The 24,544-nt window shown below is 71.4% G+C and carries 20 protein-coding genes; 6 read left to right on the top strand and 14 right to left on the bottom strand.

The annotated features are described in order from the left end of the window. A complete protein-coding gene (fabI, locus tag ACIA73_RS31425) occupies positions 1–771 on the top strand; it encodes an enoyl-ACP reductase FabI (RefSeq protein ID WP_399442257.1) in 771 nt (256 codons plus the stop codon). 114 nt (positions 772–885) lie between these two features. Here the strand turns inward: fabI and ACIA73_RS31420 are convergent, their stop codons facing one another. The 11 genes from ACIA73_RS31420 to ACIA73_RS31370 form a co-directional block, all read right to left on the bottom strand. After that, positions 886–2,994 (bottom strand): helix-turn-helix domain-containing protein, encoded by a 2,109-nt coding sequence (locus ACIA73_RS31420; RefSeq protein WP_399442256.1) that lies wholly within the window; start codon positions 2,992–2,994, stop codon positions 886–888. A 143-nt stretch (positions 2,995–3,137) separates the two neighbouring features. Further along, a complete protein-coding gene (locus ACIA73_RS31415) occupies positions 3,138–4,562 on the bottom strand; it encodes an MFS transporter (RefSeq protein ID WP_399442255.1) in 1,425 nt (474 codons plus the stop codon). 83 nt (positions 4,563–4,645) lie between these two features. Continuing rightward, positions 4,646–5,452, bottom strand: a complete 807-nt coding sequence (locus tag ACIA73_RS31410) for a 3-hydroxybutyrate dehydrogenase (RefSeq protein ID WP_399442254.1) — start codon at positions 5,450–5,452, stop codon at positions 4,646–4,648. Positions 5,453–5,548: 96 nt separating this feature from the next. Then, entirely contained in the window at positions 5,549–6,979 is a 1,431-nt protein-coding gene (locus tag ACIA73_RS31405; RefSeq protein WP_399442252.1) for a tannase/feruloyl esterase family alpha/beta hydrolase, read from the bottom strand. Positions 6,980–7,216: 237 nt separating this feature from the next. Continuing rightward, entirely contained in the window at positions 7,217–8,653 is a 1,437-nt protein-coding gene (locus tag ACIA73_RS31400) for a UbiD family decarboxylase (RefSeq protein ID WP_399442251.1), read from the bottom strand. Next, positions 8,640–9,386: a hypothetical protein gene (locus ACIA73_RS31395; protein ID WP_399442250.1), complete on the bottom strand. Its 747-nt coding sequence runs from the start codon at positions 9,384–9,386 to the stop codon at positions 8,640–8,642. Before ACIA73_RS31395 ends, ACIA73_RS31400 begins: the two co-directional genes overlap by 14 nt. Before the next feature lie 159 nt (positions 9,387–9,545). Next, positions 9,546–10,505 (bottom strand): amidohydrolase family protein, encoded by a 960-nt coding sequence (locus tag ACIA73_RS31390; protein WP_399442249.1) that lies wholly within the window; start codon positions 10,503–10,505, stop codon positions 9,546–9,548. Between the two features lie 90 nt (positions 10,506–10,595). After that, a complete protein-coding gene (locus ACIA73_RS31385; RefSeq protein WP_399442248.1) occupies positions 10,596–12,824 on the bottom strand; it encodes a molybdopterin cofactor-binding domain-containing protein in 2,229 nt (742 codons plus the stop codon). 133 nt (positions 12,825–12,957) lie between these two features. Beyond that, on the bottom strand, positions 12,958–13,698 hold the full coding sequence (locus ACIA73_RS31380; RefSeq protein WP_399442247.1) for a GntR family transcriptional regulator: 741 nt from the start codon (positions 13,696–13,698) through the stop codon (positions 12,958–12,960). Between the two features lie 60 nt (positions 13,699–13,758). Next, positions 13,759–15,279 carry a nucleobase:cation symporter-2 family protein gene (locus tag ACIA73_RS31375; RefSeq protein WP_399442246.1) on the bottom strand — a complete coding sequence of 507 codons (1,521 nt, stop codon included), beginning with the start codon at positions 15,277–15,279 and terminating at the stop codon, positions 13,759–13,761. 181 nt (positions 15,280–15,460) lie between these two features. Beyond that, a complete protein-coding gene (locus ACIA73_RS31370; RefSeq protein ID WP_399442245.1) occupies positions 15,461–16,891 on the bottom strand; it encodes an amidohydrolase family protein in 1,431 nt (476 codons plus the stop codon). Positions 16,892–17,136: 245 nt separating this feature from the next. On the opposite strand from ACIA73_RS31370, the gene ACIA73_RS31365 reads away from it, so the two are divergent. Beyond that, a complete protein-coding gene (locus tag ACIA73_RS31365) occupies positions 17,137–17,793 on the top strand; it encodes a hypothetical protein (RefSeq protein ID WP_399442244.1) in 657 nt (218 codons plus the stop codon). Here the strand turns inward: ACIA73_RS31365 and ACIA73_RS31360 are convergent. Further along, the gene (locus tag ACIA73_RS31360) at positions 17,771–18,469 is read right to left on the bottom strand and encodes a FadR/GntR family transcriptional regulator (protein WP_399442243.1); all 699 of its coding nucleotides are present in this window, start codon (positions 18,467–18,469) and stop codon (positions 17,771–17,773) included. The two genes, ACIA73_RS31365 and ACIA73_RS31360, sit on opposite strands and share 23 nt — an antisense overlap. 118 nt (positions 18,470–18,587) lie before the next feature. Here ACIA73_RS31360 and ACIA73_RS31355 point away from each other — a divergent pair, with 118 nt between their 5' ends. The 4 genes from ACIA73_RS31355 (at position 18,588) to ACIA73_RS31340 (ending at position 21,083) form a co-directional block, all read left to right on the top strand. After that, the gene (locus ACIA73_RS31355; protein ID WP_399442242.1) at positions 18,588–19,925 is read left to right on the top strand and encodes a CynX/NimT family MFS transporter; all 1,338 of its coding nucleotides are present in this window, start codon (positions 18,588–18,590) and stop codon (positions 19,923–19,925) included. A gap of 64 nt (positions 19,926–19,989) precedes the next feature. Continuing rightward, a complete protein-coding gene (locus ACIA73_RS31350) occupies positions 19,990–20,106 on the top strand; it encodes an SGM_5486 family transporter-associated protein (RefSeq protein WP_399442241.1) in 117 nt (38 codons plus the stop codon). A gap of 164 nt (positions 20,107–20,270) precedes the next feature. Further along, on the top strand, positions 20,271–20,477 hold the full coding sequence (locus tag ACIA73_RS31345; protein ID WP_399442240.1) for a hypothetical protein: 207 nt from the start codon (positions 20,271–20,273) through the stop codon (positions 20,475–20,477). An 87-nt stretch (positions 20,478–20,564) separates the two neighbouring features. Next, positions 20,565–21,083 carry a SixA phosphatase family protein gene (locus ACIA73_RS31340; RefSeq protein ID WP_399442239.1) on the top strand — a complete coding sequence of 173 codons (519 nt, stop codon included), beginning with the start codon at positions 20,565–20,567 and terminating at the stop codon, positions 21,081–21,083. 95 nt (positions 21,084–21,178) lie between these two features. Here ACIA73_RS31340 and serB read toward each other — a convergent pair whose 3' ends face one another. Together serB and ACIA73_RS31330 are read right to left on the bottom strand one after the other, a co-directional pair. Beyond that, positions 21,179–22,393 (bottom strand): phosphoserine phosphatase SerB, encoded by a 1,215-nt coding sequence (gene serB / locus ACIA73_RS31335; RefSeq protein ID WP_399442238.1) that lies wholly within the window; start codon positions 22,391–22,393, stop codon positions 21,179–21,181. Positions 22,394–22,510: 117 nt separating this feature from the next. Further along, positions 22,511–24,361 (bottom strand): streptophobe family protein, encoded by a 1,851-nt coding sequence (locus ACIA73_RS31330; protein ID WP_399442237.1) that lies wholly within the window; start codon positions 24,359–24,361, stop codon positions 22,511–22,513. Positions 24,362–24,544: the final 183 nt, after the last annotated feature.

The following is a 24,544-nucleotide window of genomic DNA, read 5'->3' as shown; positions in this document are numbered from 1 at the left end:
ATGAGTGGAATCCTCGAAGGCAAGAACATCCTGATCACGGGTGTCCTGATGGAGTCCTCCATCGCCTTTCACGCGGCCAAGGTGGCGCAGGAGCAGGGTGCGAACGTCATCCTGACGGCCTTCCCCCGCCCGACGCTGACCGAGCGCATCGCCAGGAAGCTGCCGAAGCCGGCCAAGGTCATCGAGCTGGACGTCACCAACCAGGAGCACCTGGACCGCCTCGAAGGCCTGGTCCGCGACGAGCTCGGCTCGCTCGACGGAGTCGTGCACTCCATCGGCTTCGCCCCGCAGGACGCGCTCGGCGGCAACTTCCTGAACACGCCGTTCGAGTCGGTCGCCACCGCGATGCACGTCTCCGCGTTCTCGCTGAAGTCGCTGACCATGGCCTGCCGTCCGCTGATGACCAACGGCGGCGGTTCCGTCGTCGGTCTCACCTTCGACGCGCAGTTCGCCTGGCCGCAGTACGACTGGATGGGCCCGGCCAAGGCCGCCCTGGAGGCCACCTCCCGCTACCTCGGCCGCGACCTCGGCCCCGAGAACATCCGCTGCAACCTCATCTCGGCGGGCCCGCTCGCCTCGATGGCCGCCAAGTCCATCCCGGGCTTCACGGACCTCGCCTCCGTCTGGGACACCCGCTCCCCGATGAAGTGGGACATGGGCGACCCGGAGCCGGCCGGCAAGGGCATCGTGGCGCTGCTGTCGGACTTCTTCCCGATGACGACGGGCGAGATCATCCACGTCGACGGTGGCGTGCACATGATGGGCGCCTGACCCGCCGCCGCACGCCCCTTCGCCGCACGACCGTGGCCCGGCCCTCCTCCTGTACGGACTTCCGTACGGAGCGGGGCCGGGCCACAGTCGCGCCGGGGGTCGGGCAGCCGGGGGTCAGGCACCTGGTGGCGGTGTCCCGGGTGCCGCCAGCCGGTGCAGCCGCAGCGCCAGCTGAAGCTCCAGGGCGCGCGAGGGGCTGTTCCAGTCCTGGCCGAGCAGCCGGCCGATCCGCTCCAGCCGCTGCACCACCGTGTTCACGTGCACATGCAGGGCGTCCTTGGCCCGCGACAGGCTCCCCCCGTGCGCGTAGTAGGCGTCCAGGGTGCGGATCAGGTCGGTGCCGCGTTCCGCGTCGTAGTCCTGTACGGGGCCCAGGACGCGGGCGGTGTACGCCGCCACGTCCGCGCGGTCGCCCAGCAGGACGCCCAGGAAGCCGAGTTCGGTGAGATCGGCGCCGTCGCCGGTGCGGCCCAGGGCATGCAGGGCGTGCAGACAGCGGCGGGCCTCGGCATGGGCGCGGGGGAAGCCGGACACCCCCGGGACGGGGCCCGCCGCGCCGACGGTGACGGGTGTGCCCAGCGCCTGGGTCAGCTCGCGGGCCAGTTCACGGGCCGGGTCGGCGGGTCCGGCCGGTGCGACCAGCACCACCAGGCCCTCCCTGGTGCCGGACAGCCCGCCCAGGGTGCGGGCCCGCCGGGCGATGTCCGCCGCCAGCCGCGCGCGTACCGGCGGATCGCAGTCCAGTACGGCGACGGCATGGGGTGCGGCGGGGTCCACGCCGAGGCGTTTGGCGCGCAGGGCGAGACCGGTGCTCCCCCGGTGGCCGCGCGGGGCTTCGGACAGCAGGTCGTCGAGGAGTTCGCCCCGTACCCGGTCCTCGGTCTCCGCGACCGAGCGGTGCAGCAGCAGGAGGAGGGCGGTGACCAGGGCGGCGCGTTCGAAGAGGCGGAGGTCGGCGTCGGAGAGAGGCGCGCCGGGCAGGGCCGCGCCGTTGTGCTCAGGTCCTTGCGGGAGGCAGGGGCCCGGGAGGCCGGGTCCTCGGAGGCCGGGTCCTGGGAGTGCGGGTTCGGCAGCGGCGGTCGTGCGGCGGCCCGCGACGCCGGGGTTCGCGCCGGTGGGCGGGGCGTCGGGGGCGGGGCCGTCCCGGCCCGTCAGGACGAGGCTGCCCAGGAGCTCCGCGCCGGCCAGGACCGCGCAGGTCCAGGCCCCTTCGGCGTACACCGCGCGGCCGCTGGTACGGGATTCGGCGAGGCCCCGGGCGGGCGGGGCGGCCGGGCCCGCGCCGACGCGGGCCAGTTCGGTGCCGTCCGTGTCGTGGAGGGTGAGGCCGCCTTCGAGGAGCGTCGCGATGGCGGCCACCACCTCGCCCACCTCGCCGCCGCGCAGCACCAGTTCGGTGAGCCGGTCGTGGGCGTCGGAGGCGCGGCGCAGCGCCTCGCTGTGCGCGCGGGCGGTGGCGTTCGCCGCCTCCAGGCCGACCAGCGCGGCCCGGGTCTCCTCCATCAGACGGGCCCCGTCGATGGCGACCGCCGCATGGTCGGCGAGCGAACCCAGCAGGGCGATGGCGTCCGGGGTGAAGTCCCGGGGCGCCCGGTCGGCGGCGTACAGCACCCCGATCACCTGCTCGCCGAGCCGCAGCGGCACCCCGAGGATGCCGCGCAGCCCCTCCTCGCCGACCCCGTGGTCGATGGTGCCGGTGTGCCGGAAGCGGTGGTCGGTGCGGTAGTCCCGGCTGGCGTACGGGCGGGCCGTCTGCGCGACCAGACCGCCGAGCCCGTCGCCCATCCGCAGCCGCAGTTGCTGGAAGGCGGCCGAGACGGAGCCGTCGGTGACACGCATGTAAGTGTCCTGCGCCGCCGGGTCGTTGAGCGTCATGTACGCCACGTCCGCACGCAGCAGGGTGCGGGCCCGGCGGACCAGGGCGCGCAGTACGGCGTCCAGGTCGCGCAGCGCGGCCAGGTCCCCGGCCGTGTCGAACAGCGCGGCCAGTTCGGCCTCGCGCCGCCGGTGCTGGTCGAGGGTGCGGCGGATGGAGACGGCGGTCCCCCTCGCCCCGGCCAGCCAGGCCGCCTCCGCCGCACTGCCGGCCCCGGCCCTCGCGGCGGGCTCCGCCAGGCGTTCTGCGGGTGCGCCGTCGGCAAGCAGCTCCAGCAGTTCCCGGAGTACGGCGGCGGGGGCGCCGGGGAGGTAGGGCGCGTCTGGGGCGTCGGACGGGTCGGACAAGGCGTGGTCTCACTTTTGTACGGGGGCGGAAATCCAGCCCCTCCGGCGTTTGAGGAGCGCGTTGCCCCGTCCGGCGGGCGTGGACCTCACCCTGCCCTGTCCCCCCGATGCCAGGGAAGGGGGAGGTCCACGCCCACGAGGAATCAGGCCCGGTCGGCCACCCCCACCGAAGCCCCTTCCGCGCGGGTCGTCGTCGCCGCTGCGGCGCGCCCCGCCCCCGCCTGGTCCCGCGTCAGGTCCCGGCCACGAGTCTCCCGTATCACCACGACCGTCACCGTGGTGACCAACGCCGCCGCACACAGATACACACTCAGCGGCACCGATGAACCGAAGTCCTTCAGCAGCTGCACCGCGATGATCGGGGCCAGCGCCCCCGCCACGATCGACGCGAGCTGGGAGCCCATCGACGCTCCCGAGTAGCGCACCTTGGTGTCGAACATCTCCGAGATGAAGGCCGCCTGCGGCCCGTACATCGCCCCGTGCAGCAGCAGTCCGGCCGTCACCGACAGGGTGATCACCATGAAGGACCTGCTGTCCAGCAGCGCGAAGAAGACGAATGCCCAGCCGGCCATCCCCACCGAGCCGATCAGCGTCACCGGACGCCGCCCGATCCGGTCGGAGAGCGCGCCCCACAGCGGGATCGTCACGAAGTGCACGGCCGAGCCGATCAGCACCGCATTCAGGGCGGTGCTCCTGGGCAGGCCGAGATGGGTGGTGACGTAGACAAGGAGGAAGGAGGTGAGGAGGTAGTAGGAGACGTTCTCGCCGAACCGGGTACCGATCGCGGCGAGCACCTCGCGCCAGCTGCGCCGGAACACCTCGACCACCGGTGCGGTCTCCTTGACCGCCACGCCCGACTCGCGCGCCGCCGCCGCCTCGGCGTCCGCCTTCGCCTTGGCCGCCAGGAACACCGGGGACTCCGACACCGAGATCCGGATCCACAGCCCGATCACCACCAGCACCCCGGACAGCAGGAACGGAATCCGCCAGCCCCAGGAGAGGAACGCCTCGTTGGACTGCACGGCCGCCAGCAGCGCCAGCACCCCGGTCGCGAGCAGGTTGCCGCCGGGTGCGCCGGCCTGAGGCCAACTCGCCCAGAAGCCACGGTGCTTGTCGCCCCCGTGCTCGGAGACGATCAGTACCGCCCCGCCCCACTCACCGCCGAGCGCGAAGCCCTGGACGAGACGCAGCACGGTCAGCAGGATCGGGGCGCCGACGCCGATGGTCCCGTACGTCGGCAGCAGCCCCATCGCGAAGGTCGCGCCGCCCATCATCAGCAGACTGATGACCAGCAGCTTCTTCCGCCCGACGCGGTCGCCGTAATGACCGAAGACCAGTCCGCCGAGAGGGCGGGCGACGAAGCCGATCGCATACGTCACGAAGGCGATCAGGGTGCCGACCAGCGGGTCGGAGGTCGGGAAGAAAAGGGTGTTGAACACCAGGGCGGCGGCCGACCCGTAGAGGAAGAAGTCGTACCACTCGATGGTGGTGCCGATCAGGCTCGCGCCGACGATACGGCCGATGCCGCCGGGCTTTGCGGGACCAGCGGTGGTCGTGGTGTCTGTCATGGAAGTCACCGGTTTTCACTGACGGGGACGGATACGGGGCGGGTGCGGAAACAGATACGGGCTCGGATGCGTGCAGAGGTGCTTCAGCAGGCGGTCCAGCCGCCGTCCAGGGGGAGTGAACTCCCGGTGATGAAACCGGAGTTGGGCCCGCACAGCCACAGCACGGCCGCCGCGACCTCCGCCGCTTCGAGGAGCCGCTTCACGGGGGAGCGGGCCAGCAGTACGTCGGCGAGCACCTCGTTGGGGCCGATGCCGTGCGCCGCCGCCTGATCACGGATCTGGCCCTCGACCAGCGGGGTGCGCACATAGCCTGGATTGACGCAGTTGCTGGTCACCCCGTGCGGTGCGCCCTCCAGGGCGGCCACCTTGCTCAGACCCTCCAGCGCGTGCTTGGCGGTGACATAGGCGCTCTTGTACGGGCTGGCGCGCAGCCCGTGCACGCTGGAGATGTTCACCACCCGCCCCCAGCCGCCCGCGTACATGTGCGGCAGTGTCCGGCGCAGCAGCAGGAAGGGGGCGGTGACCATCACCCGCTGGATCAACTCGAAGCGCTCGGGCGGGAATTCGGTGAGCGGGGCGACGTGCTGAAGTCCGGCGTTGTTGATCAGGATGTCCGCCTCGGCGGGCAGCGCCCCGATGGCCGCCGGGTCGGCGAGGTCCACGATGTGCGCGACCCCGCCGGCCTCCTCGGCGACCGCCTTCGCCGCTTCGGCGTCCCGGTCGGCGACGTGCACGGTGGCCCCCGCCCGGGAGAGGGCGAGGGCGCAGGCCCGGCCGATGCCGCTGCCGCCGCCGGTCACCAGCGCGACCCGGCCGCCGAGTTCTGTGGCGGCGGCCTCGCCGGGACCGGCTGCGGGCCCCTGGGCAGGGGCGGGAAATATGCTCGTCATGGCCGGAAACAGTAGGGGCGGCTCGCAGCTGCTCCCATGGTGCGGGTCACCACAACGGCCCGCTCTTTCATGTCGGTTGCCCCCACTGTGGTGGGCTCACCGCAACGGGCACCTCTCCAGCAGACCCTCCGGGGCGGGCCGGGGCAGCGTCCTGCTCGACGGCGGGCGCACCCCCGCCCCCGTCCACGCCTCCATCGCCGTGAACGCCGCACGGTGGCAGGGCGCCAGCGGTCGCACCCGGTCGGGGAAGGCGTCGAACAGGGCGTCGGTGTGCGTCCCGTCCGCCACCCGGTAGTAGCGGAAGAGGTGCCCCCGCCCGGCGGACCGTACGAGTTGCGCGTACACGTCGGAGGTGCGGGCGGGCGGCAGCAGTACGTCGTGGGTGCCGTGCAGGGTGATCAGAGGCTTGCCGATCCGGCCGGTCAGCGCGATACGGGAGACGGCCCGGCGCACCTCGTCCGGCCGGTCCGCGTAGGCGTAGTCCGCGTCGCAGCCCGGACCGCTGCCCGGCGCGCAGTACGGGGTCCCCGCCTCGGTCACCCCGTCGAAGCCGGGGTCCAGTTCCTCGCGGTAGATCCGCTGGGTCAGGTCCCAGTAGACGCGGTGGTGGTACGGCCACAGGTACTCCGACCCGGCCGGCAGCCCGGCCCGGTGCAGCGCCGCCCGCGCGGCTCCGGCGCCGGAGCCGCCCGCCGCGTACACCGGGTAGTGGCGCAGCACGGGCGGCAGGAAGGTCATCAGGTTCGGGCCGTCCGCGCGCCACAGGGTGCCCTCCCAGTCGACGCCGCCGTCGTACAGCTCGGGGTGGTTCTCCAGCTGCCAGCGCACCAGATAGCCGCCGTTGGACATTCCGGTGGCGAGGGTGCGGGTGGGCGGCCTGTGGTAGCGCTGGGCGACAACCGCCCTTGCCGCGCGGGTGAGTTGAGTGAGGCGCTGGTTCCATTCGGCGACGGCGTCCCCGGGGCGGCGGCCGTCGCGGAAGAAGGTGAGGCCGGTGTTTCCCTTGTCGGTGGCCGCGTAGGCGTACCCCTTGGCGAGCACCCAGTCGGCGAGGGCGCGGTCGTTGGCGTACTGGCCCCGGTTGCCGGGGGTGCCCGCGACGACGAGACCGCCGTTCCACCGGTCGGGCAGCCGGATCACGAACTGCGCGTCGTGGTTCCAGCCGTGGTTGTCGTTGCTCGTGGAGGAGTCCGGGAAGTACCCGTCGAGCTGGGTGCCCGGCACCCCGGACGGCACCGGCAGGTCCTTGGCGGTGAGCCCCGCCCAGTCGGCCGGATCGGTGTGCCCGGAGACCAGGGTGCCGGTGGTGGTCAGGTCCCGGAGACAGGCGCGCTCCTGGTACGCGGCACCAGGCACTCGCAGCCCACCCCCGCAGGGCTCCGAGGCGGCGGCGGAGGCCACCGGCAACAGGGCGGCGGCCGCCGCGAGGACGACCGTGAGGGCGAGTGCGGTACGGGGGCGGAGCCACCGTCCGGCGAGGACGCGTACGGTACGCGGGCGCGGTCCGGCGAGGGGCGGGGCGGACATGGGGCGACCTCCACTGCGGGGCGAGGGGACTGCGGGAGGCTAGGCCCGCCCCCACCCCCGCGCCCAGGTGGCCAACCACCATGCTGGGGAGGGGTGCTGTGGGTCACGTCGCCATGGGGCGTCCGGCCCGGAGCCATGAGACGTCCGCCCCCCGTGGCGCCGTGACCCTTCCCCGGCAGACGTAATCCTTCCCCGGCCGCCGAGTCGGACGACCGCTCCCCGCCCCCCCGCCCCGCCTCAGCCCAACAGCCTCCGCGCCGTGGCCATGCGCTCCTCCGCCACCCGTATCCGCACCCCGTGGAAATCCGCCCCGCGTGTCGCGTCCAGCGCCATCCGCGAGGTCGTCCCGTTCGCCGTCGACGACGGATCCAGCGGGCTTCCCGGCAGCCCGTCGACCACGAACACGTCCCGGTGCGGCTGAAGATGCGTGGCCATCGCCCACAGCACCTGCGCGTCCTGGGTGACGTCCACGTCCTCGTCCACCGCGACGACCGTCTTCAGATACGGATCCCAGCCCAGCAGCCCCAGCATGATCTGCCGCGCCTGCCCTGGCCGGGACGCCCGCATCGCGACATACGCATGGAAGTGTGTCCCGGACGTCGGGTAGTACAACGCCGTGACCTCGGGAAAGCGCTCCCGCAGCTTCTGCGCCATCTCGGACTCGCGGGGAATCCGGGCCAGATTCAGATGCTCGTCCGTGTTCCCGCCGACCACGTCCATCAGCAGGGCGTCGCTGCGCCGCAGCACCGTCTCCACCGTCAGCACGTCATTGGTCGACCGGTCGGAGGAGTACCCGGAGAACTCCCCGAAGGGCCCCTCCTGCGCGTGCCGCGCCGGGTCGATGTACCCCTCCAGGACGATCTCCGCGCTGGCCGGCACCCTGATCCCGTACTTCGGGGTCCGGACGACCTCCAGGGGCGCGCCGAACAGCCCGCCCGCCACGTCCCGTTCGTCCTGATCCGCACCCAGCCTGGCCGACGCCGCCAGCATGAACAGCGGATGCCCGCCGAGCACCAGCGCCACCGGCAACCGCTCCCCGCGCTCCTCGGCCATCCGCAGCAGCTGCCACAGGTGCCCGCGCGAATGCAGGCTGGTGGCCAGCTCGTCGCGGCTGTGCACCATCGAGCGGTGATAGCTCAGATTGCCCGCCCGGCCCGGCGGCGCGTACGACGGAGCCTCCGCCGCGATGATTCCGCTGGTGATGTACGGGCCCCTGTCCGACGCGAAGTGCTGGATCAGCGGGAGCGTGGCGAGGTCGATGTCCGCACCGGACTCGACGACCTCAAGCACCGGCCCGTCCGCCACCACCCTCGGCTCGCACGCCCGCGCCGAGGCCGCCTGGTACGCCGCGTGCAGCCCCGCCGGGCCGGTGCCGAGCAGCCGGGCCACCCGTCGCCGCGAGGCGAAGACGTTCGTGACGACGGGGGCGGACAGCCCCGCCACGTTCCGGCAGACCAGCATCTCGTCCCGGCCGCGCCGGGCCAGCTCCATGGCCAGTGCGGCCACGTCCTCGCCGTCGATCTTCTCGTCCACGGTGAGGACGTCGTCGGGGTGCTCGGCCGCGTAGGTCCGCAGGAACTCCCGCAGATCTTGCGGCTGCGGATCCCGCACCTGTGGATCGTGCGCCTGCGGATCCCGCGCCTGCGGATTCTGCGACGCTTCAGTGCGTGTCACAGCACACCCCGGCCGGGTGCGCGGCCCCGAACATCTCGCCCCACTCCGGCGCCGTGATCGACAGGCCGAGCAGCTCCAGCCCGGTGTGGATCGCCACCCGCGCCCCGTCGTACACAGGCTTCCCCAACTCCCTTTCCACCAAAGCCGCGACGGGCGCCACCGGCAGCTCGGTGCCCGCCACCACGATGGCCTGCGCGTCCAGCGAATCGGAGTCGAGCAGCAGCCGCCGTACCCGGGAGACCGACAGCTCGGCCGCCTCCCGCGCGTTCACCAGACCCAGCGCCGTCACCGACGCGATCTTGAAACCGGCCGCCAGATAGGTGTCCGCGAGACGGCCGGCGGTCTGCTCGTTGCCCGCCGAGACCAGAGCCATCGAGGTGATGTCCCGCCGCGAGAGCAGCTCGATCTGCCCCAGGGTGACGGTGGAGGCACGTACCCCCGTGACCTCCTCCACCCAGCGGGCCATCGCCCGGCCGTGCGCCGCGCCGTGCAGATCCGCCGAACTGCCGCTCCACACCACCGCACTCACCCCCGCATCTGCCAACTGGCCTGCGGCGCGGGTGAGTTCACCGGACTGGGACGGGGTGATGGCCGGCCCGCTCAGTACCTCGGGAAGCGAGGCACGGGCGATCGGATGGGCGACCTCGATGGCGACCGGCTTGCAGATCTGAGAGACCCAGCGCTCGACGCCGATGCTGGTGGAGGGAACGAGATGACCGATGCGCTGCTGCATTGCGGCACCACTTTTCTCACGCGAGTACTGAACGGCAGAGATGATTCGGCGGCGGAGACAATTCGCCGGAAGAGTTGATGTATCGACAGTGAAAGCCGTACGGGAAAGGGGCGGCCCCGAGCCTCCCGAGCATCGGAGCCGCCCCGGTCCTTCCCCCGGCTACGCGCGCGACGCGGTCGCCTCGGCGGCGGTCTTCGCCGACGGGTTCTCCAGCGTGGCGTACGTGCTCTTCAGGCGCAGCTGCGCCTCTTCCTGGTCACGCGGGGCGGGCGTCGGGTCGATCCCCAGGAGCTTCGCCACGTTGTTGCCCAGGTAGCCCTCCAGGTGTTCCTCGGAGAGGTTCATGCCCTGCGGCGGCGGCCCCATCAGGACCTCCAACTCCCGTGCCCACATGCCGGGTTCGTTCGGCGGTGAGTCGGTGCCGAAGACCAGCTGGTGCTTCTCCATCTGCTGCGCGAACTCCACGATGCGCGACTGCAGGAGCCAGCCGGACTCGCCGTACACGTTCGGCGAGTCGAGGATCATGTAGAGCGCCTCGAAGCAGTACACGCCACCCGTCTGCACACCGAAGTGGCCGAGGATGAAGTTGACGTTCGGGAACTCCCGGATGATCGGGTAGAACTGCGTCGGGATCGAGTACGGTCCGTCACCGGTGTGGATCAGGACGAGGATGCCGAGCTCGTCGCAGACCTTCAGGATCGGACGCAGCCAGTCCAGGGCACGGTCGGGACGGTACGAGTGCATGTTGGCATGCAGCTTCACCATCTTGTAGCCGTATTCCTTGACGTGGTGTCGCAGCTCCAGCGCGCCGTTCTCCGGCCCGAAGCGCGGGTTGTACATGAAGTTCCCGATGAAGCGGTCCGGGTACTCCGTGACCAGCTTCGTGATGTACGCCATGTAATCGCGAATTCCCTCGCGACCCCCGCGCATCCCGTCCTGCCACACCGAGTTGCCGGGCGGGGGCATGATGCAGCCCATGTCGATGCGGCGCGGCTTCCCATTGATCATGTAGGGGCCGTCCATCATCTCCAGGGTGCGCTCACCGGTGAACGGCTCGCCGTCGTGCCTCCACGCCTGGTCGACGATGTTCGTCGGGTGCATATGGGTGTCGATGATCAAGGTGTTGTTCCTTCCCTGCTGGTTCTGGTCGTACGTACTGCTGTGTGTGGACCGTGGTGAACCGTTCGGGGACCCAGGGCAGGGCCCGCCTCACCTCCCTTCCGTGAAGTCGTCGGGTCGCACCGGCACCCTGGCCAGCTCCAGCCCCGTCGCGTCGCGAAGGGCATTGGCGATGGCCGGCGTGGAGGACAGGGTCGGTGGTTCGCCCACCCCGTTCAGGCCGTACGGCGAGTCGGGGTGCGGCAGTTCGAGAAGGTCTATGGGGACGGACGGCATGTCCGCGATGGTGGGGATGAGGTAGTCGGTGAAGGAGGGGTTGCGCACCTTCCCGTCCTTGACGTGCAGCTCCTCCATCAGGGCCAGTCCCAGGCCCTGGGCGCTGCCGCCCTCGATCTGCCCTTCCACGGCAAGGGGGTTCATCGCCTTGCCGACGTCCTGCGCGGTGGCCAGCTCCACCACCTTCACCAGCCCGAGCTCGGTGTCGACCTCGACGACCGCCCGGTGCGCGGCGAACGCGAAGGCGATGTGCGCCTCGCCCTGCCCGCGCTCGGGATCCACCGGGTAGGTGCGCCGGTGCGCGTACTCGTACTCGGCCTCGACGGGCCCACCCGCGAGCATCTGTGCCATCGGCCCGTCCCCGAGCGCGGTGAGCTTCTCCCGTACGGCCTTGCAGGCGCCCTGCACCGCCCCGCCGCTCATCCAGCTGATCCGGGACGCGGAGGAGGAGCCGGCGTCGCCGACCTGGGTGTCGGCGGGGAGCACGGTGACCTGCTCGACGCCGAGTTCGCTGCGGACGATCTGGGCCTGGAGGGTGACGATGCCCTGCCCGCACTCGGCGGCGGCGGTGTGCACCTCGGCCACGGGTTCGCCGTTGACCAGCGAGAGCCGGACCCGGGCCACCGAGCGGTCGTCGACGCCGCCCGAGAAGCCGATCGCCTTGACCCCGATCGCATAGCCGACCCCGCGCTTGATGCCCTCGCCGTGGCTGGTGTTGTTGAGCCCGCCGGGGAGTCCGAAGGCGCCCTCGGCGCGCTGGGGGAGGGGTCTGGCGCGCAGCCGCTCCAGCAGCTCGGCGGCGGGCGCCGGGCCGTCGACCGCCTGCCCGGTGGGCAGCACCGTCCCGACCGTCATCGCGTTCCGCAGCCTCAACTCGACCGGATCCAGGCCAAGTTCACGCGCCAGCTTGTCCATGTTGGACTCGACGCCGTAACAGGACTGGACGGCACCGAAGCCGCGCATCGCGCCGCAGGGCGGGTTGTTGGTGTAGACGGAGTAGCCGTCGATCTCGGCGTGCGGCACCTCGTAGGCCCCGGCGGCGAAGTACGAGCCGTTGGCGATGACCACCTGTGAGGTGGAGGTGTAGGCACCCCCGTCGAAGATCATCTTCGCCTTGACGTAGACGATCTTCCCCTCGCGGGTGGCGCCGTGCTCGAACCACATCTTCGCCGGGTGCCGGTGGACGTGCCCGAAGAAGGACTCCTCGCGGTTGTAGCTCATCTTCACCGGCCGGCCCGTGTGCAGGGCCATCATCGCCGCGTGAATCTGCACCGACACGTCCTCGCGTCCACCGAAGGCCCCGCCGACGCCGGACATCGTCAACCGCACCTTCTCCGGGGGCAGTCCGAGCGCCGAACACATCTGGTGCTGGTCGTCGTGCAGCCACTGCGTCGAGACGTACACATCGACGCCGCCGTCCTCGGCCGGTATCGCGAGCCCCGACTCCGGCCCCAGGAAAGCCTGGTCCTGCATCCCGACGTCGTACGTCCCGGACACCACCACCTCGGCGAGGCGCTCCGCCTCCGCCATGTCCCCGTGCCGGATGCGGATGTGCCGTACGACGTTCCCCTGCTCGTCCTTGCCGTCCACCCGCCGCTCGTGCACCAGCGGCCCGTCCCCGCTGACCGCCAGCTCCGGGTCGGTCAGCGGCGCCCGGACCTCGTACTCGACCTCGATCAGCCGCAGTGCGCGGCGCGCGGTCTCCGGATGGTCGGCGGCCACCAGGGCCACCGGCTCGCCCTGGTAACGGACCCGGTCCACGGCCAGTACGGGCTGGTCGGCGACCTTCATCCCGTACAGCGGATGACCGGGCACGTCCTCGTGGGTGAGCACCGCGACCACGCCGGGCAGCTTCAGCGCCCTGCTCGTGTCGAGCCGGACTATCCGGGCCGAGGGGTGCGGGCTGCGCAGGGTCGCGCCCCACACCATGTTGTCCGCGTGCAGGTCGGAGGAGTACGCGAAGTCCCCCTTCACCTTCAGCCGCCCGTCGGGCCGCCGGACGCTTTCGCCCACCCCATGCCGTACTCCGGTTGCGGTGCTCACGATCGATCACTTCCCTTCCACGTCATGGGGCTGGGGTGGTGCGATGTGGTGCGGTGGTGCTGTGCGGGTGGTGCTGTGCCAGTGGTTTTTGGCGAGGCGTGCGGTGCTTCAAGTGCTTCGGGGTGTACGGGAGTTACGCCACCGGATGGATGCCCGGCACCGGACCGTCCTGGTCGGGGCCCGAGGCCACCGCCTGGGAGAGCCGGATGCGCAGCCGTCTGATGTGCTCCCGGGCCGCCAGCTCCGCCTCGTCCGGGTCGCCGGCGGTCATCGCCTCGAAGATCCGGCGGTGCTCGGCGACGGCGAGGCGCGGGGCCTCCGGGCTGCGCCACAGGGAGTGCAGGGCCAGGTGGGCCTTGCCCTGGATGGTGTCGAGGGCGGAGGTCAGATGGGTGTTTCCGGCCACCTCGCGGATCAGGCGGTGATACGCCATGTCCATCTCGATGTGCGCCCGCTCGTCGTAGTCGGAGGTGACCACGCGCTCGTGCTGTTCGAGCAGATCGCGCAGTTCGCCGACCTTGGTGGCGTCGAGCCGCTCGGTGGCCAGGCGCGCCGCGAGTCCCTCCATGACCTCGCGGACCACGTACAGCTGACGTACGTCGTCCAGGTCGACGGTGGAGACCACGGCGCCCCGGTGCGGGACGTGGGAGGCGAGTCCGTCGTGGATCAGCCGCTGCACGGCTTCCCTGACGGGGCTGCGGCTGATGCCCATCTGCGAGGCGAGCGCCGGAACGGACAGTGCGTCGCCCGGGCGAAGGCGGTTCGCCAGAACGGCGGCCTTCAGCTCGTCGTACGCGCGGTCCGCCAGCAGACTCCCGGCCGCGACCGGATTCACAGCCTGGTGTGCCGCCTGCTGTGCCTTGTCGGTCGCCATCCTCGCCTCCCCATCCCTGTGTGTCGAAGTGCTGGTGGTGACTAGCCGTGAACCGTCCTGCTACACCGTGTCCGAGGCCTCGGAGGCCTCCCTCGCGGTGTGGACTTCATGTTGCATGTAATCCTTCGGCGGGTCAACGGGTTCGACCTCCTTCTTGGACCTTCCCGGGATGCGCAAATGGTGGAAGAACAGGTTCAACAGGACAGCTGTGATCGTCCCGAGGATGATTCCGCTCTCGAAGAGTGCATGCAGCTGCCGGGTCGGCATCTGCTCCGCGAACTGCGGGAACGCGGTCGGCAGGAAGCCGATGCCCATGCTGGCGGCCACCAGGATGGTGTTCCGCTGGTCGGTGAGGTCCGCCTGGAGCAGGATCTGGATGCCGACCACCGCGATGGTCGCGAAGAGCACGATCGTCGCGCCGCCGAGCACCGAGGCCGGCATCGCGGCGACGATCGCCCCGATCTTGGGCACCAGACCGAACAGGATCATGATCACGCCGGCCGAGGCGATGATCCACCGGCTCTTCACCCGGGTGAGTCGGATCAGTCCGATGTTCTGCGAATACACCGTGCTCGGGAAGGAGTTGAGGGCGCCTGCCACCGCCGTGGCCAGCCCGTCCGCCCGCAGCGCCCTGGTCACGCCCTTTCCGTCGACCTCACGGCCGACGATCTCGCCGACCGCGAAGAACTGCCCGATCGACTCCACCGCCACGATGATCATGACCATGAAGATGGACAGGATCGCGATGGTGTCGAACTGGATCCCGTAGTGCAGCGGAGCCGCCATCCCCAGCCACGAGGCGTCCCCGATCTTGGAGAAGTCCGTCTTCCCCAGGAGCGCGGCCACCGTGGTGCCGATGAACAGCCCCACCAGCACCGCCACGGTCGCCAGGAAGCCCCGCGAGAACTTGTAGAGCAGCAGGATCACCACGAAGGTGACCGCCGCCAGCCCCAGTTGGGCGGGCGACCCGAAGGTCTTGGCGGTCGGATCCCCGCCGCCCACCTGACGGGCGGCGACCCCGAGCAGGGTGATCCCGACGATGGTCACGATGGTGCCGGTGACCAGCGGCGGGAAGTACTTCACCAGCTTGCTGAAGATCGGCGCGATCACGAACAGGGCGAGCCCCGCCGCGATCACCGCCCCCAGCACGGTCGGCATACCGGCCTTCGCGCCGCCGGCCGCCAGCCCCACCGAGACGAGCGAGGGCACCGCCGTGGTCGAAGTGCCCTGCACGATCGGCAGCTTGATGCCGACCCCCCTGAAGCCCACCGCCTGCATGAGTGTGGCGATGCCGCAGGTCAGCAGCGACGCGTTGACCAGCAGCCCGATGTCCTCGTCCGGCAGGCCGACCCCCTGCGCGACAAGCAGCGGCATCACCACCGCTCCGGCGTAGAAGGCGAGCACGTGCTGGAAGCCGTAGACCGCGAGCCGCCAGAACGACGGCACCGCCTCCACGGGGTCCGGTCCCGGTGCGACGGGTGGTGCGGTGGTGGTCGTGGGGACTGCTGTGATGGTCGTAGGGGCTGTGTTGCGACCGTCCTTCTCGTCGTCCGTACAGCCCTGATCAGTGGTGCGGGACATGTGCGATCTCCCTCCACCCGCCGTCGTGACGGCAGGGGTCCATTCGTGCACACGTACGGGGGCCGCGGACGGGCAGCCTGTTCCTGCGTGTGGGGGCCTTGTCCGTGGGGTCAGGATTCGGGAGGCTTTGGGTTTCGGGAGGCTTGGGTGGTGCGGTCGGCGGGACGGGTGGGCCGGTGGCTCAGTGGTTCCAGGCGCTGCGCAGCGGGTCGAAACCGGCCCGGGATACCAGGCGTTCGGCCCGCTCCTGCGCCTCTTCGAGCAGCGCGGACTCGTCGACGAGCGTGCAGTGGCCGTCCTCGAACACCACCCGCCCGTCGACGACCGTCATCTCCACGTCACTGCCGCGCGCCGAGTAGACGAGCGTGGCCACCGTGCGGTGCACCGGCCGCAGATGCGGCCGGTCGAGGGCGACGACCGCGAGGTCCGCGGGCGCGCCGACGGTCAGGGTGCCGGTGCCCGTACCGGCGTATCGGCCGCCCTCGCGGGTGGCCAGCTCAAGGGCCTCCTCACAGCGCGCGGAGGCCGGGTCGAGGTGCTTGAGCCGCTGGTTGAACAGCGTCTGCTTCATCACCTCGAACATGTCCTGCCGGTGCCCGGCGCTCGGCCCGTCGGTGCCCAGCGACACCACCGCGCCGGCATCCCGCAGCTCCCGCAGCCGCATCACGCCGGAGGCCAGATAGGCGTTGGACGTGGGGTTGTGGGACACCCCGGCCCGGCGCTCACCGATGTGCTTCACCTCGGCGTCGTCCAGCCAGATCGCGTGCGCCAGGGTGGCCCGTTCGTCGAGCAGCCCCTCCCTGGCCAGCCACTCCACCGGCCGGATTCCGTACGCCTGAAGATAGCTCGCCGGATCCTTGGCGCCCTCCGAGCAGTGGGTGTGCCAGCGGGTGCCGAACTCGGCGGCGAGCTCCACCGCACCCCTGACCAGGTCCTGGTCGACGTAGCTCAGATTGAGCGGTGCGGGCCAGATCTCCACCATGGAGGTGCGCGGCGGGCGGCGCCGCATGCAGTCGCGGGTGATGTCCAGCTCCTCCTGGGTGGAGTAGCGGTACAGGGCGTCGGGCAGCCCGCGCTCCTTGGCGACCTCGGTCTTGTGCCCGAGCATCCCGCGTGCGATCGCGCCCCGCAGTCCGGCCGACTCGACGGCCCGGGCGACCGCCAGAACGGTGTCCGGATCGGTCGGCGCGTAGTGGTTGTCGATCACGGTGGTGATGCCCGAGCGCAGTGCCTCCACCGCCCCGAGGGTGGCCGCGACGCGGGCGTCCTCGGGGTCGACGGCTATCGAGTACGGCCACATGAACTCGCAGAGCCAGGGCCAGATCGAGAGCCCCTCGCCCATCCCGCGGGCCAGCGCCTGGAAGAGGTGCGAATGCCCGTCGACGAACCCCGGCAGCACCGCCTTCCCCCGGCAGTCCACGGTGCGCCTCGCCTGCCACTGGGCGTCCGTCTCGGCCGCCGGACCGACGGCCACCACCCGGTTGCCGGAGATCGCCACCGAGCCCGGCTCGAACACCGACCGCCGTCCGTCGACGGTCACCACCCGGCCCCCCGACAGCAGCAGATCGCACTCCAGGAGGCGTGAGGGGTCCGTGGGGCGCGTGGGTTGCATGGGAGTCCTCCCGGAGGGGTCAGCGGCATGCTCAATGTTGCATGTAACATATTCAGGCCATTCGGCCTGTCAACCCTCCGCGACGGAACCTGCTCGTCAGGCACCCCTCAAGTCGTAAACCGTGGTGAACCACCGCAGACTGAGCGAACCGGGGCGAACCCGGCTCGATATCGGCGCAGTGAATTCGCCGGACATCGGGGCAAGGTCGGTGCGATGTCCGGTGCACGGGAGGAGGTGGCCGTCGGGTGTCCGGTGCGGGCAGCAGCAGGCGCAGACACAGCGAGCACAGCAACCACAGCGGACCAAGCGGCAACAGTCACGGCGACCGCGAGCACGGCGGACTCGGCTTCGGCCGCCGCAGAAACGGCCGACCCGGCTCCGGCTTCGCAAGCCGCGGGCACGGCAGCCGACGTGCGGCGTTCCTGGCGTCCTCGCTGGCGGCGGTCGCCGTCACCGGCGCGCTCACCTACGCCGCCCTCCCCGGCAGCCCGGCCTCCGCGACCCCCGCCCCGGTCCGCGCCGAACCGTCCGCTGCCCCCTTCGGCGCCAGCTGCCGTATCGCCGTCGAGCGCTCCCAGGTCGTCTCGTACTGCCACAACCCCTACGCCCAGCCCGACCTCGTCCGGCTGCACACCGAATGCGGGCGCTGGTGGGACATCGACGGCGACTCGGCCCCGGTGGAGGTCGGCCCGGCCGAAACCGTGCGGCTCACCAGCCGCTGCTGGAAAGAGGTCGCCGACGCCTGGGTCAGCCACGCGTACGTCCCCGAACCGCCACTCCTGCCGGTCCGGCCGGGCGGTTCTGTCCCCCTGGAGGGTTCGGTTCCACGGAAGGGCGCGCCGGCCCCGCTGGAGGGCCCGGTCCCGCCGGACAGCGGGCTCAGCCCTGCGCCGGCCCCGTGAGCACCCCGCGCTCGGCCAGACACTTCAGCGAATAGCCGGCCGCCTCCGACGCCGCCGTCTCCGCGTCGCCCGCCCGGATCGCCTCGATCAGCCGGGCGTGGTCCATGTGGTCCTCGGGCCGCAGCTCGTGTCCGATGTCGTCGCGCAGCCACTCCCGCAGCAGATCGCCGAGGTCGGCGTAGAGCCCGATCAGTACGTCGTTGTGCGAGGCGGCCACCACCGCCAGGTGCAGCGAGGCGTCCGCGGTGACGAACTGCTCGGCGTTCCCCGAGGCCCACGCCTCCTCGCGCCGCGCGAGCAGCGCGTCCAGCTGCCGGACGTCCTTCTCGGTACGCCGCTGGGCGGCCAGCCGCCCGGCCGAGGACTCCAGGGTGGAGCGCAGCTCGGCGATGTGCGCGGGGTCGGCGTCCGCGAACCTGCGGTGCATCACCCCGGCCAGTTCGCTGGTGGCCAGGACGTACGTCCCCGACCCCTGCCGGATGTCGAGCAGCCCGTTGTGCGCCAGGGCGCGCACCGCCTCGCGGACTGTGTTGCGTGCCACACCGAGCTGGTCGACCAGCTCGGGCTCGGTCGGAATCCGTGATCCCACGGGCCACTCGCCGGAGGTGATCTGGTTGCGCAGGGCGCTGATGACCTGGTCGGAGAGTGCGGAACGCCGGGCAGAGGTCAGCGTCATGGTGCTCCTCGTTCGGACTGGCGGGTTCGGGTGGTGGCTCGCACGGGCGTGGAGTGACGGATCGTACGGACCGGGATCGATTGGACAACCAATCATCCCATGATTCTATGATGGTTCCATGCCTGTCGATGAAACCCGGACCCTGCGGCCCGAGCCCAGCACCGCACCGAAGCCCCGCCCCGCGATGACCCCCGCACCGGAGAAATCGACGCGATCCGTCTGGGTCGTCCGGCTGATGGTCGTCGGCCTGGTGCTCGCCGCACTGAACCTCCGCCCCGCCATCACCAGCCTCGGCCCGCTCCTCGAAGAGGTCCGCCAGGGGCTCGGGATGAGCGGCGCCGTCGCGGGCATGGTCACCTCCATCCCGTCCCTCTGCTTCGCGGTCTTCGGGATCATGGCCCCCCGGCTGGCGCGCCGCTTCGGGCCTTCCACGATCGTCCTGGCAGGCATGACCGCCATCGCGATCGGCCTCTTCCTGCGCCCCTTCGCCGGCGGCACGGCGGGCTTCCTCGCCGCCAGCGCACTCGCCCTGGTCGGCATAGCCGTCAGCAACATCCTGCTGCCGGCCATCGTCAAGCAGTGGTTCCCCGACCGGGTCTCCACCATGACCGGCCTGTACTCGATGGCGCTGGCCCTGGGCACCTCGCTCGCCGCACTTTCCACCGTGCCCCTCACCAAGGCGCTCGGCGGCAGCTGGCAGACCGGCCTCGCGGTGTGGGGCATCCTCGCCGCGCTCGCGGTGTGCGTCTGGCTCCCGCTCGCCGTCAGGCACGGCCGCGACCGCAAGGCGGCGGCCGCCCCGGCGCAGGCCGAGACCCCCGACGTCGAGGCCCTGGAGTCGGCCGCCGAGACCCCGGCACGCGCCCCCGAGCTGCGCATGGTCAAGTCCCGTACCGCCTGGGCACTCGCCTTCTTCTTCGGACTCCAGGCCACCGCCGCGTACATCACCATGGGCTGGATGCCGCAGATCTTCCGCGACGCCGGCATCTCCGCCGGAACCTCCGGCATCCTGCTCGCCCTGACCATGGCGATGGGCATCCCGCTCGCCTTCGTCATCCCGCGCGTCGCCACCCGGCTGACGCACCAGGGTCCGGTCGTGCTGGTGCTCGGCGCCTGCGGTCTCTCGGGTTACGCCGGTCTCTACCTTGCCCCTGCGGGCGGGGCCTGGATCTGGGCGCTGCTGCTCGGCGTCTCCAACTGTGCGTTCCCGCTGGCCCTCACCATGATCGGCCTGCGCGCCAAGAGCCACCAGGGCGTGGTGAAGCTGTCCGCCTTCGCGCAGAGCATCGGCTATCTGATCTCCATCCCCGGCCCGCTGCTGATCGGCGTGCTGCACGACGTCAGCGGCGGCTGGGGACTGCCGATCGCCCTGATGGCGGGCCTGATGCTGCCGCAGATGGCCGTCGGCGTGCTGGCCGGACGCAACCGTACGATCGAGACCGAGCTCGCGGCCTGAGGCGGGCCTTCCCGGCGGGGATGCCCGGGGCCGGGGGCAGGACAAAGGGTGCGAGACTGACCCCATGCCTGTGCTTGAACCGAACCCCCCGAACGGCCAGAAGAAACTGCTGGTGGTGCTCGGCGCGATGCTCGCCGTCACCGTGATCATCGCGGTGATCGCGACGCTCGCCTCCCCGTAGGCCGAAGGCGCCCGCGGGGGAGGGGGTGGGGCTGTCCCCACCATCCCCTAGGGGGCTGGGATCAGGGTCAAGTGGGGAGTTCACCGGATGGGCCGGGGGGCGCGCACTTTGTAGGTTCGAACGTGTTCCTTCCCGGTCCCGCTCGAACTCCCACGGAGGCGGCCATGTCGGCCCCCACGCACCCCGCCCGACGCCCCGCCGCCCTCGGCAAGCGGCTGCCGTGGTGGGCCGTCGCCCTCCCGGTCGCCGCCTTCGTCGTGCTGTTCGTCCTGATGGCCGGTCCGGGGCAGGCACATGCCGCCGGCGGTACGCAGGACGCACCTGGCATCGCGTACCTGCTGGGGCGGATCCTCGACGTACTGCCGTTCTGACCGCCCCGGGCCCGCCGTTCACCCGTGCCGGGGGAGAGGCGCCAACACCCCGGGCCCCGATGCGCATTTCGTGCGAAGCTGGGGTGCATGAGCGTCGATACACCCCGCAGGATCGTCCTTCTCCGGCACGCCAAAGCCGACTGGCCGCAGGTGTCCGACCACGACCGGCCGCTCGCGGACCGGGGCCGGAGGGACGCGGCCACCGCGGGCCGGAAACTGGCCGACACCGGCATCACCTTCGACCTGGCACTGTGCTCGACCGCCACCAGGACCAGGGAAACCTGGAAGCTGGCGGTCCAGGAGATGCCGCAGCGGCCCAAAACGGTCTACGAGGACCGGTTGTACGAGGCCTCCCTCGGCGAAATCCTCGCCCTGTTCAACGAGGTCTCCGACGAGACCGAGAACCTCCTGGTCATCGGCCACAACCCGGGCATGCACGCGGTCGCCGACGCCCTCGCGGGCAAGGCCGACCCGGACGCGCTGGCCCGGATGACCAAGAGCGGCTTCCCCACCGCGACGTACGCCGTCATCGAGTTCACCGGCAGCTGGAAGTCGGTCGAGCACGGGGTGGGCCGGCTCACGGACTACTGGGCGCCGCACGACTGAGGGACGTACCTCCCCCGAAGCAAGGGCAGGGCCCCGGGGAGCGGATGCTCCCCGGGGCCCTCTTTCCTGCGCGCGTGCTCTCGTGTGCGTGCTGTTCAGTGCAGGTGGATGACGTCCCCGTCGGCGGCCTCGACCTCTTCGCGGGTGATCCCCAGGAGGTAGAGGACGGTGTCCAGGAACGGCACGTTGACCGCGGTGTCGGCGGCCTGCCTGACCACCGGCTTGGCGTTGAACGCGACGCCCAGACCTGCCGTGTTGAGCATGTCGAGGTCGTTCGCGCCGTCGCCGATCGCCACCGTCTGGTCGAGCGGAACCCCGGCTTCCGCGGCGAACCGGCGCAGCAGCCGCGCCTTGCCCGCCCGGTCCACGATCTCGCCGGTCACCCGGCCGGTGAGCTTCCCGTCGACGATCTCCAGGGTGTTGGCGGACGCGAAGTCGAGCTGGAGCTCGTCCTGGAGCGCGTCGGTGACCTGGGTGAAGCCCCCGGAGACGACGCCCACTTGGTAACCGAGCCGCTTGAGGGTACGTACGAGGGTCCGCGCACCCGGCGTCATCCGCACCTCGGCGCGGACCTTCTCCACCACCTCCGCGTCCAGCCCCTTCAGCAGGGCGACGCGGGCGTGCAGCGACTGCTCGAAGTCCAGCTCCCCGCGCATCGCCTGCTCGGTGACGGCGGCGACCTCCGCCTCGCACCCGGCGTGCGCGGCGAACAGCTCGATCACCTCGTCCTGAATCAGCGTCGAGTCCACATCCATCACCACCAGACGCTGGGCCCGGCGGTGCAGCCCCGCCGACACCACGGCCACATCCACGCCGATCTCGGCGGCCTCGGTGGCGAGTGCGGTGCGCAGCGGCTCGGTGTCCACGCCGGAGACCGCGAACTCCACCGCGGTGACCGGGTACTTGGCGAGACGGAAGATACGGTCGATGTTTCCGCCGGTGTCGGTGATCCTGGCCGCTATGGCCGCCGTGCACTCCGCGGTCAGCGGGTGGCCGAGCACGGTGACGTGCGAACGGCCGCTGCCACGCGGCCGGTTGTCGCCCGTGCCGGAGATGATCTCGGCCTGGAGCTTGAGGGAGTCCGCCCAGCTGTGCACGGTCGCCCTCAGCTCACCGGCCGCGGCGACGGTCGGCTCGGTGACGAGCGCGCACAGGACGATGCGGCCACGGGTGACGACCTGCTCGATGTCGACGACGTCGACGGAGTAGGCGGCGAGGGTGTCGAAGAGCCCGGCGGTGATCCCGGGACGGTCCTTCCCGAAGATCTTGACGAGAAGGGTGGGGACGTCGGTATTCGGCAATGCGCTCATGGTGTGCACACCGTATCGGCCCGGCGATGCGGCGTCGCGGGCCGTCCCGCCCACCGGACAGAGACACCTCTCTCACCCGTGCGGCCCCCGTCGGACGCCGGAGGCCCGGGCCGCGGCCTACCGCCGCCCCCGCCCCGGCGCCCCGGGCGGCGGCGGGCCCTCCTCGTCCGGAGGTGACGCCTTGCCCTTGGTGAACCGGGGCCCCGGCCGCCCCGGCGGCGCAGGGGGCGACGGCATGCCCGAGATGGTCGGCGCCGCGTGCCGCCCGTCCTTCGTCTTCCGATGCGGTACGGGACCCAGCGACCCGGCAGGCGGAGGCGTCGGCTCGGCACTCCGCCCGGGACCGGGACCGTGCCCGCCCGCCCCGAAGCCCTGTCCCGCACCGGGGCCCTGTCCCGCACGAGGTCCCTGCCTGGCACCTGACCCGGACCCGGGTCCCGCCCCGGTCCCGTACTCCCCCCGTCCGTACCGCCCTTCGTCCCCCACCTCCCGCAAATACGGATTCGCCTGCTCCTGGGCCGAACCCCCGTACCGGGGCGACGGGGTGTAGGGCCCCGGTACGTACGCCAGATCCGGATACGTCCGGTCCCCCCTCCCCGGCACCCCACCCCGCGCCAGCACCGCCGCCCGCCGGCCCGCCGCTCCCGAGGCGCACGCCAGCACCGCGCCCAGCGCCCCGGCCGCCGCACCCCACACCACCCCGAGCAGCAGTGCCATCGCCACATTCCCGCTCAGCGAGATCCCGGCCCCGAAGGCATCGAAGCCCAGCACCGAGAGCGACGCGTCCGCCGACACCCCCGTCAGCCACACCAGGAGCGGCAACCCCACCCCCGTCACCGCCCCCAGCGCCACCGCGCACTGGCCGGCGTACCCCGCCACCGACAGGTCCTCGCGCGGCGTCCGCGAGGCCGCGAGCACACCGGCGTACAGGATCATCACCACGACGGCGACGGCCAGCAGCCAGACCCGCCCGTCGAGTTCGGCGAGCCTGGGCACCGACAGCGGGCGGTTGTCCGCCCCCGACAGCAGTGCGTCGAAGGGGGAGGGGAGGACGTTGACCAGCTGGCCGGTGGCATGGCCGTTCCACGGGACGAAGAGGCCCAGCGGGATCGCCAGCCACACCCCGTTCGGCGCCCCGAGCAGCGCCGCCCCGACGATCCGGCCAGGCTGCTCGTCGCCGATCGCCGCGTACAACGCCGCCACCAGCCCGGCCAGCACCGCCACCAGCAACACCGTGACCAGTGCGGACGCGGCCGGCCTGAGCACCCGGTGTGCCGCGTCCCAGCCCCGCGGCAGTGGCGTACGCCGGGAGGCGAGCAGCGCGATCAGCAGGACGCCGATCACCCACACCGCGCCGCCGAGCAGCGAGGGCCCGGTATTCACACCGAACCCGACCGTCGCCTTCGCATCCACCAGATCCGAGAGCCGGTCCGGCAGCAGCCCGCCGATCGCGTCGGGGAGTTTGTCACCGATGCCGCCAGGGAGATCGTTTCCGGGAATTCTGTCGAGTCCGAGCTTCGCGCCGTCAATCGTGATGACGTCGTGACCCGCCCATGCGAGACCACCCAGAGTGACGAGGAACAGCACCACCACCGACCCCGCGCGCACCGCCAGTTCGCTGCCCGGAATCTCCTTTCCTGCGCTCTTCAGGGAGCGCAGGAAGAAGAACGCGAGCAGCAGCGCGCCGACCAGACCCACCCCAAGTGGCGCAATATCGACGGCCGTTCGCGCCGCGGCGCCCTCTATCCCAAAGGCCGAGACGTTTCCGGTGGGGGTGACGGAGCCGCCCACCGCCAGGACGACCACGGCTGCCGTCAGCGCCGGTAATGCCCCCGCCGCATCCGCCCCCAAGAGGTGCAGGCCTAACGCGGCTGTGCCCGCCATCCCCGCCAAAGCCCAGCTCACAGCGGCAATTGAGGCCAGCAGGGCATCGCCCCACCGCACACCGACCCGGCCGTTCGCATCCATCTGGCCACCCGATCTGTACCGGTACATCCCAGTTGCCCAGCTCGCGCATGATCCGTACGCAGACATGCGCACTCATGGGCGCTTACTACTCTCCGAGGGTGTTTCGGCTGAGTCAACGGGCGCGCAGCGGCCACGCGCACCCCCTCTTCACATGGCCCGACTTTCGTATTCGAGCCGGAGCCT

It is taken from the genome of Streptomyces sp. NPDC051561, assembly GCF_044454195.1.
Classification (GTDB): Bacteria; Actinomycetota; Actinomycetes; order Streptomycetales; family Streptomycetaceae; genus Streptomyces.
This window is presented reverse-complemented; position numbering and strand designations above follow the sequence as displayed.

Coding starts and splice junctions, on each gene's coding strand:
- ACIA73_RS31410 (WP_399442254.1), bottom strand. CDS start 5,452: ATGACGAGCATATTTCCCGCCCCTGCCCAGGGGCCCGCAGCCGGTCCC.
- fabI (WP_399442257.1), top strand. CDS start 1: ATGAGTGGAATCCTCGAAGGCAAGAACATCCTGATCACGGGTGTCCTG.
- ACIA73_RS31350 (WP_399442241.1), top strand. CDS start 19,990: ATGCCTGTGCTTGAACCGAACCCCCCGAACGGCCAGAAGAAACTGCTG.
- ACIA73_RS31330 (WP_399442237.1), bottom strand. CDS start 24,361: ATGGATGCGAACGGCCGGGTCGGTGTGCGGTGGGGCGATGCCCTGCTG.
- ACIA73_RS31340 (WP_399442239.1), top strand. CDS start 20,565: ATGAGCGTCGATACACCCCGCAGGATCGTCCTTCTCCGGCACGCCAAA.
- ACIA73_RS31355 (WP_399442242.1), top strand. CDS start 18,588: ATGCCTGTCGATGAAACCCGGACCCTGCGGCCCGAGCCCAGCACCGCA.
- ACIA73_RS31345 (WP_399442240.1), top strand. CDS start 20,271: ATGTCGGCCCCCACGCACCCCGCCCGACGCCCCGCCGCCCTCGGCAAG.
- ACIA73_RS31415 (WP_399442255.1), bottom strand. CDS start 4,562: ATGACAGACACCACGACCACCGCTGGTCCCGCAAAGCCCGGCGGCATC.
- ACIA73_RS31380 (WP_399442247.1), bottom strand. CDS start 13,698: ATGGCGACCGACAAGGCACAGCAGGCGGCACACCAGGCTGTGAATCCG.
- serB (WP_399442238.1), bottom strand. CDS start 22,393: ATGAGCGCATTGCCGAATACCGACGTCCCCACCCTTCTCGTCAAGATC.
- ACIA73_RS31375 (WP_399442246.1), bottom strand. CDS start 15,279: ATGTCCCGCACCACTGATCAGGGCTGTACGGACGACGAGAAGGACGGT.
- ACIA73_RS31360 (WP_399442243.1), bottom strand. CDS start 18,469: ATGACGCTGACCTCTGCCCGGCGTTCCGCACTCTCCGACCAGGTCATC.
- ACIA73_RS31395 (WP_399442250.1), bottom strand. CDS start 9,386: ATGCAGCAGCGCATCGGTCATCTCGTTCCCTCCACCAGCATCGGCGTC.
- ACIA73_RS31405 (WP_399442252.1), bottom strand. CDS start 6,979: ATGTCCGCCCCGCCCCTCGCCGGACCGCGCCCGCGTACCGTACGCGTC.
- ACIA73_RS31370 (WP_399442245.1), bottom strand. CDS start 16,891: ATGCAACCCACGCGCCCCACGGACCCCTCACGCCTCCTGGAGTGCGAT.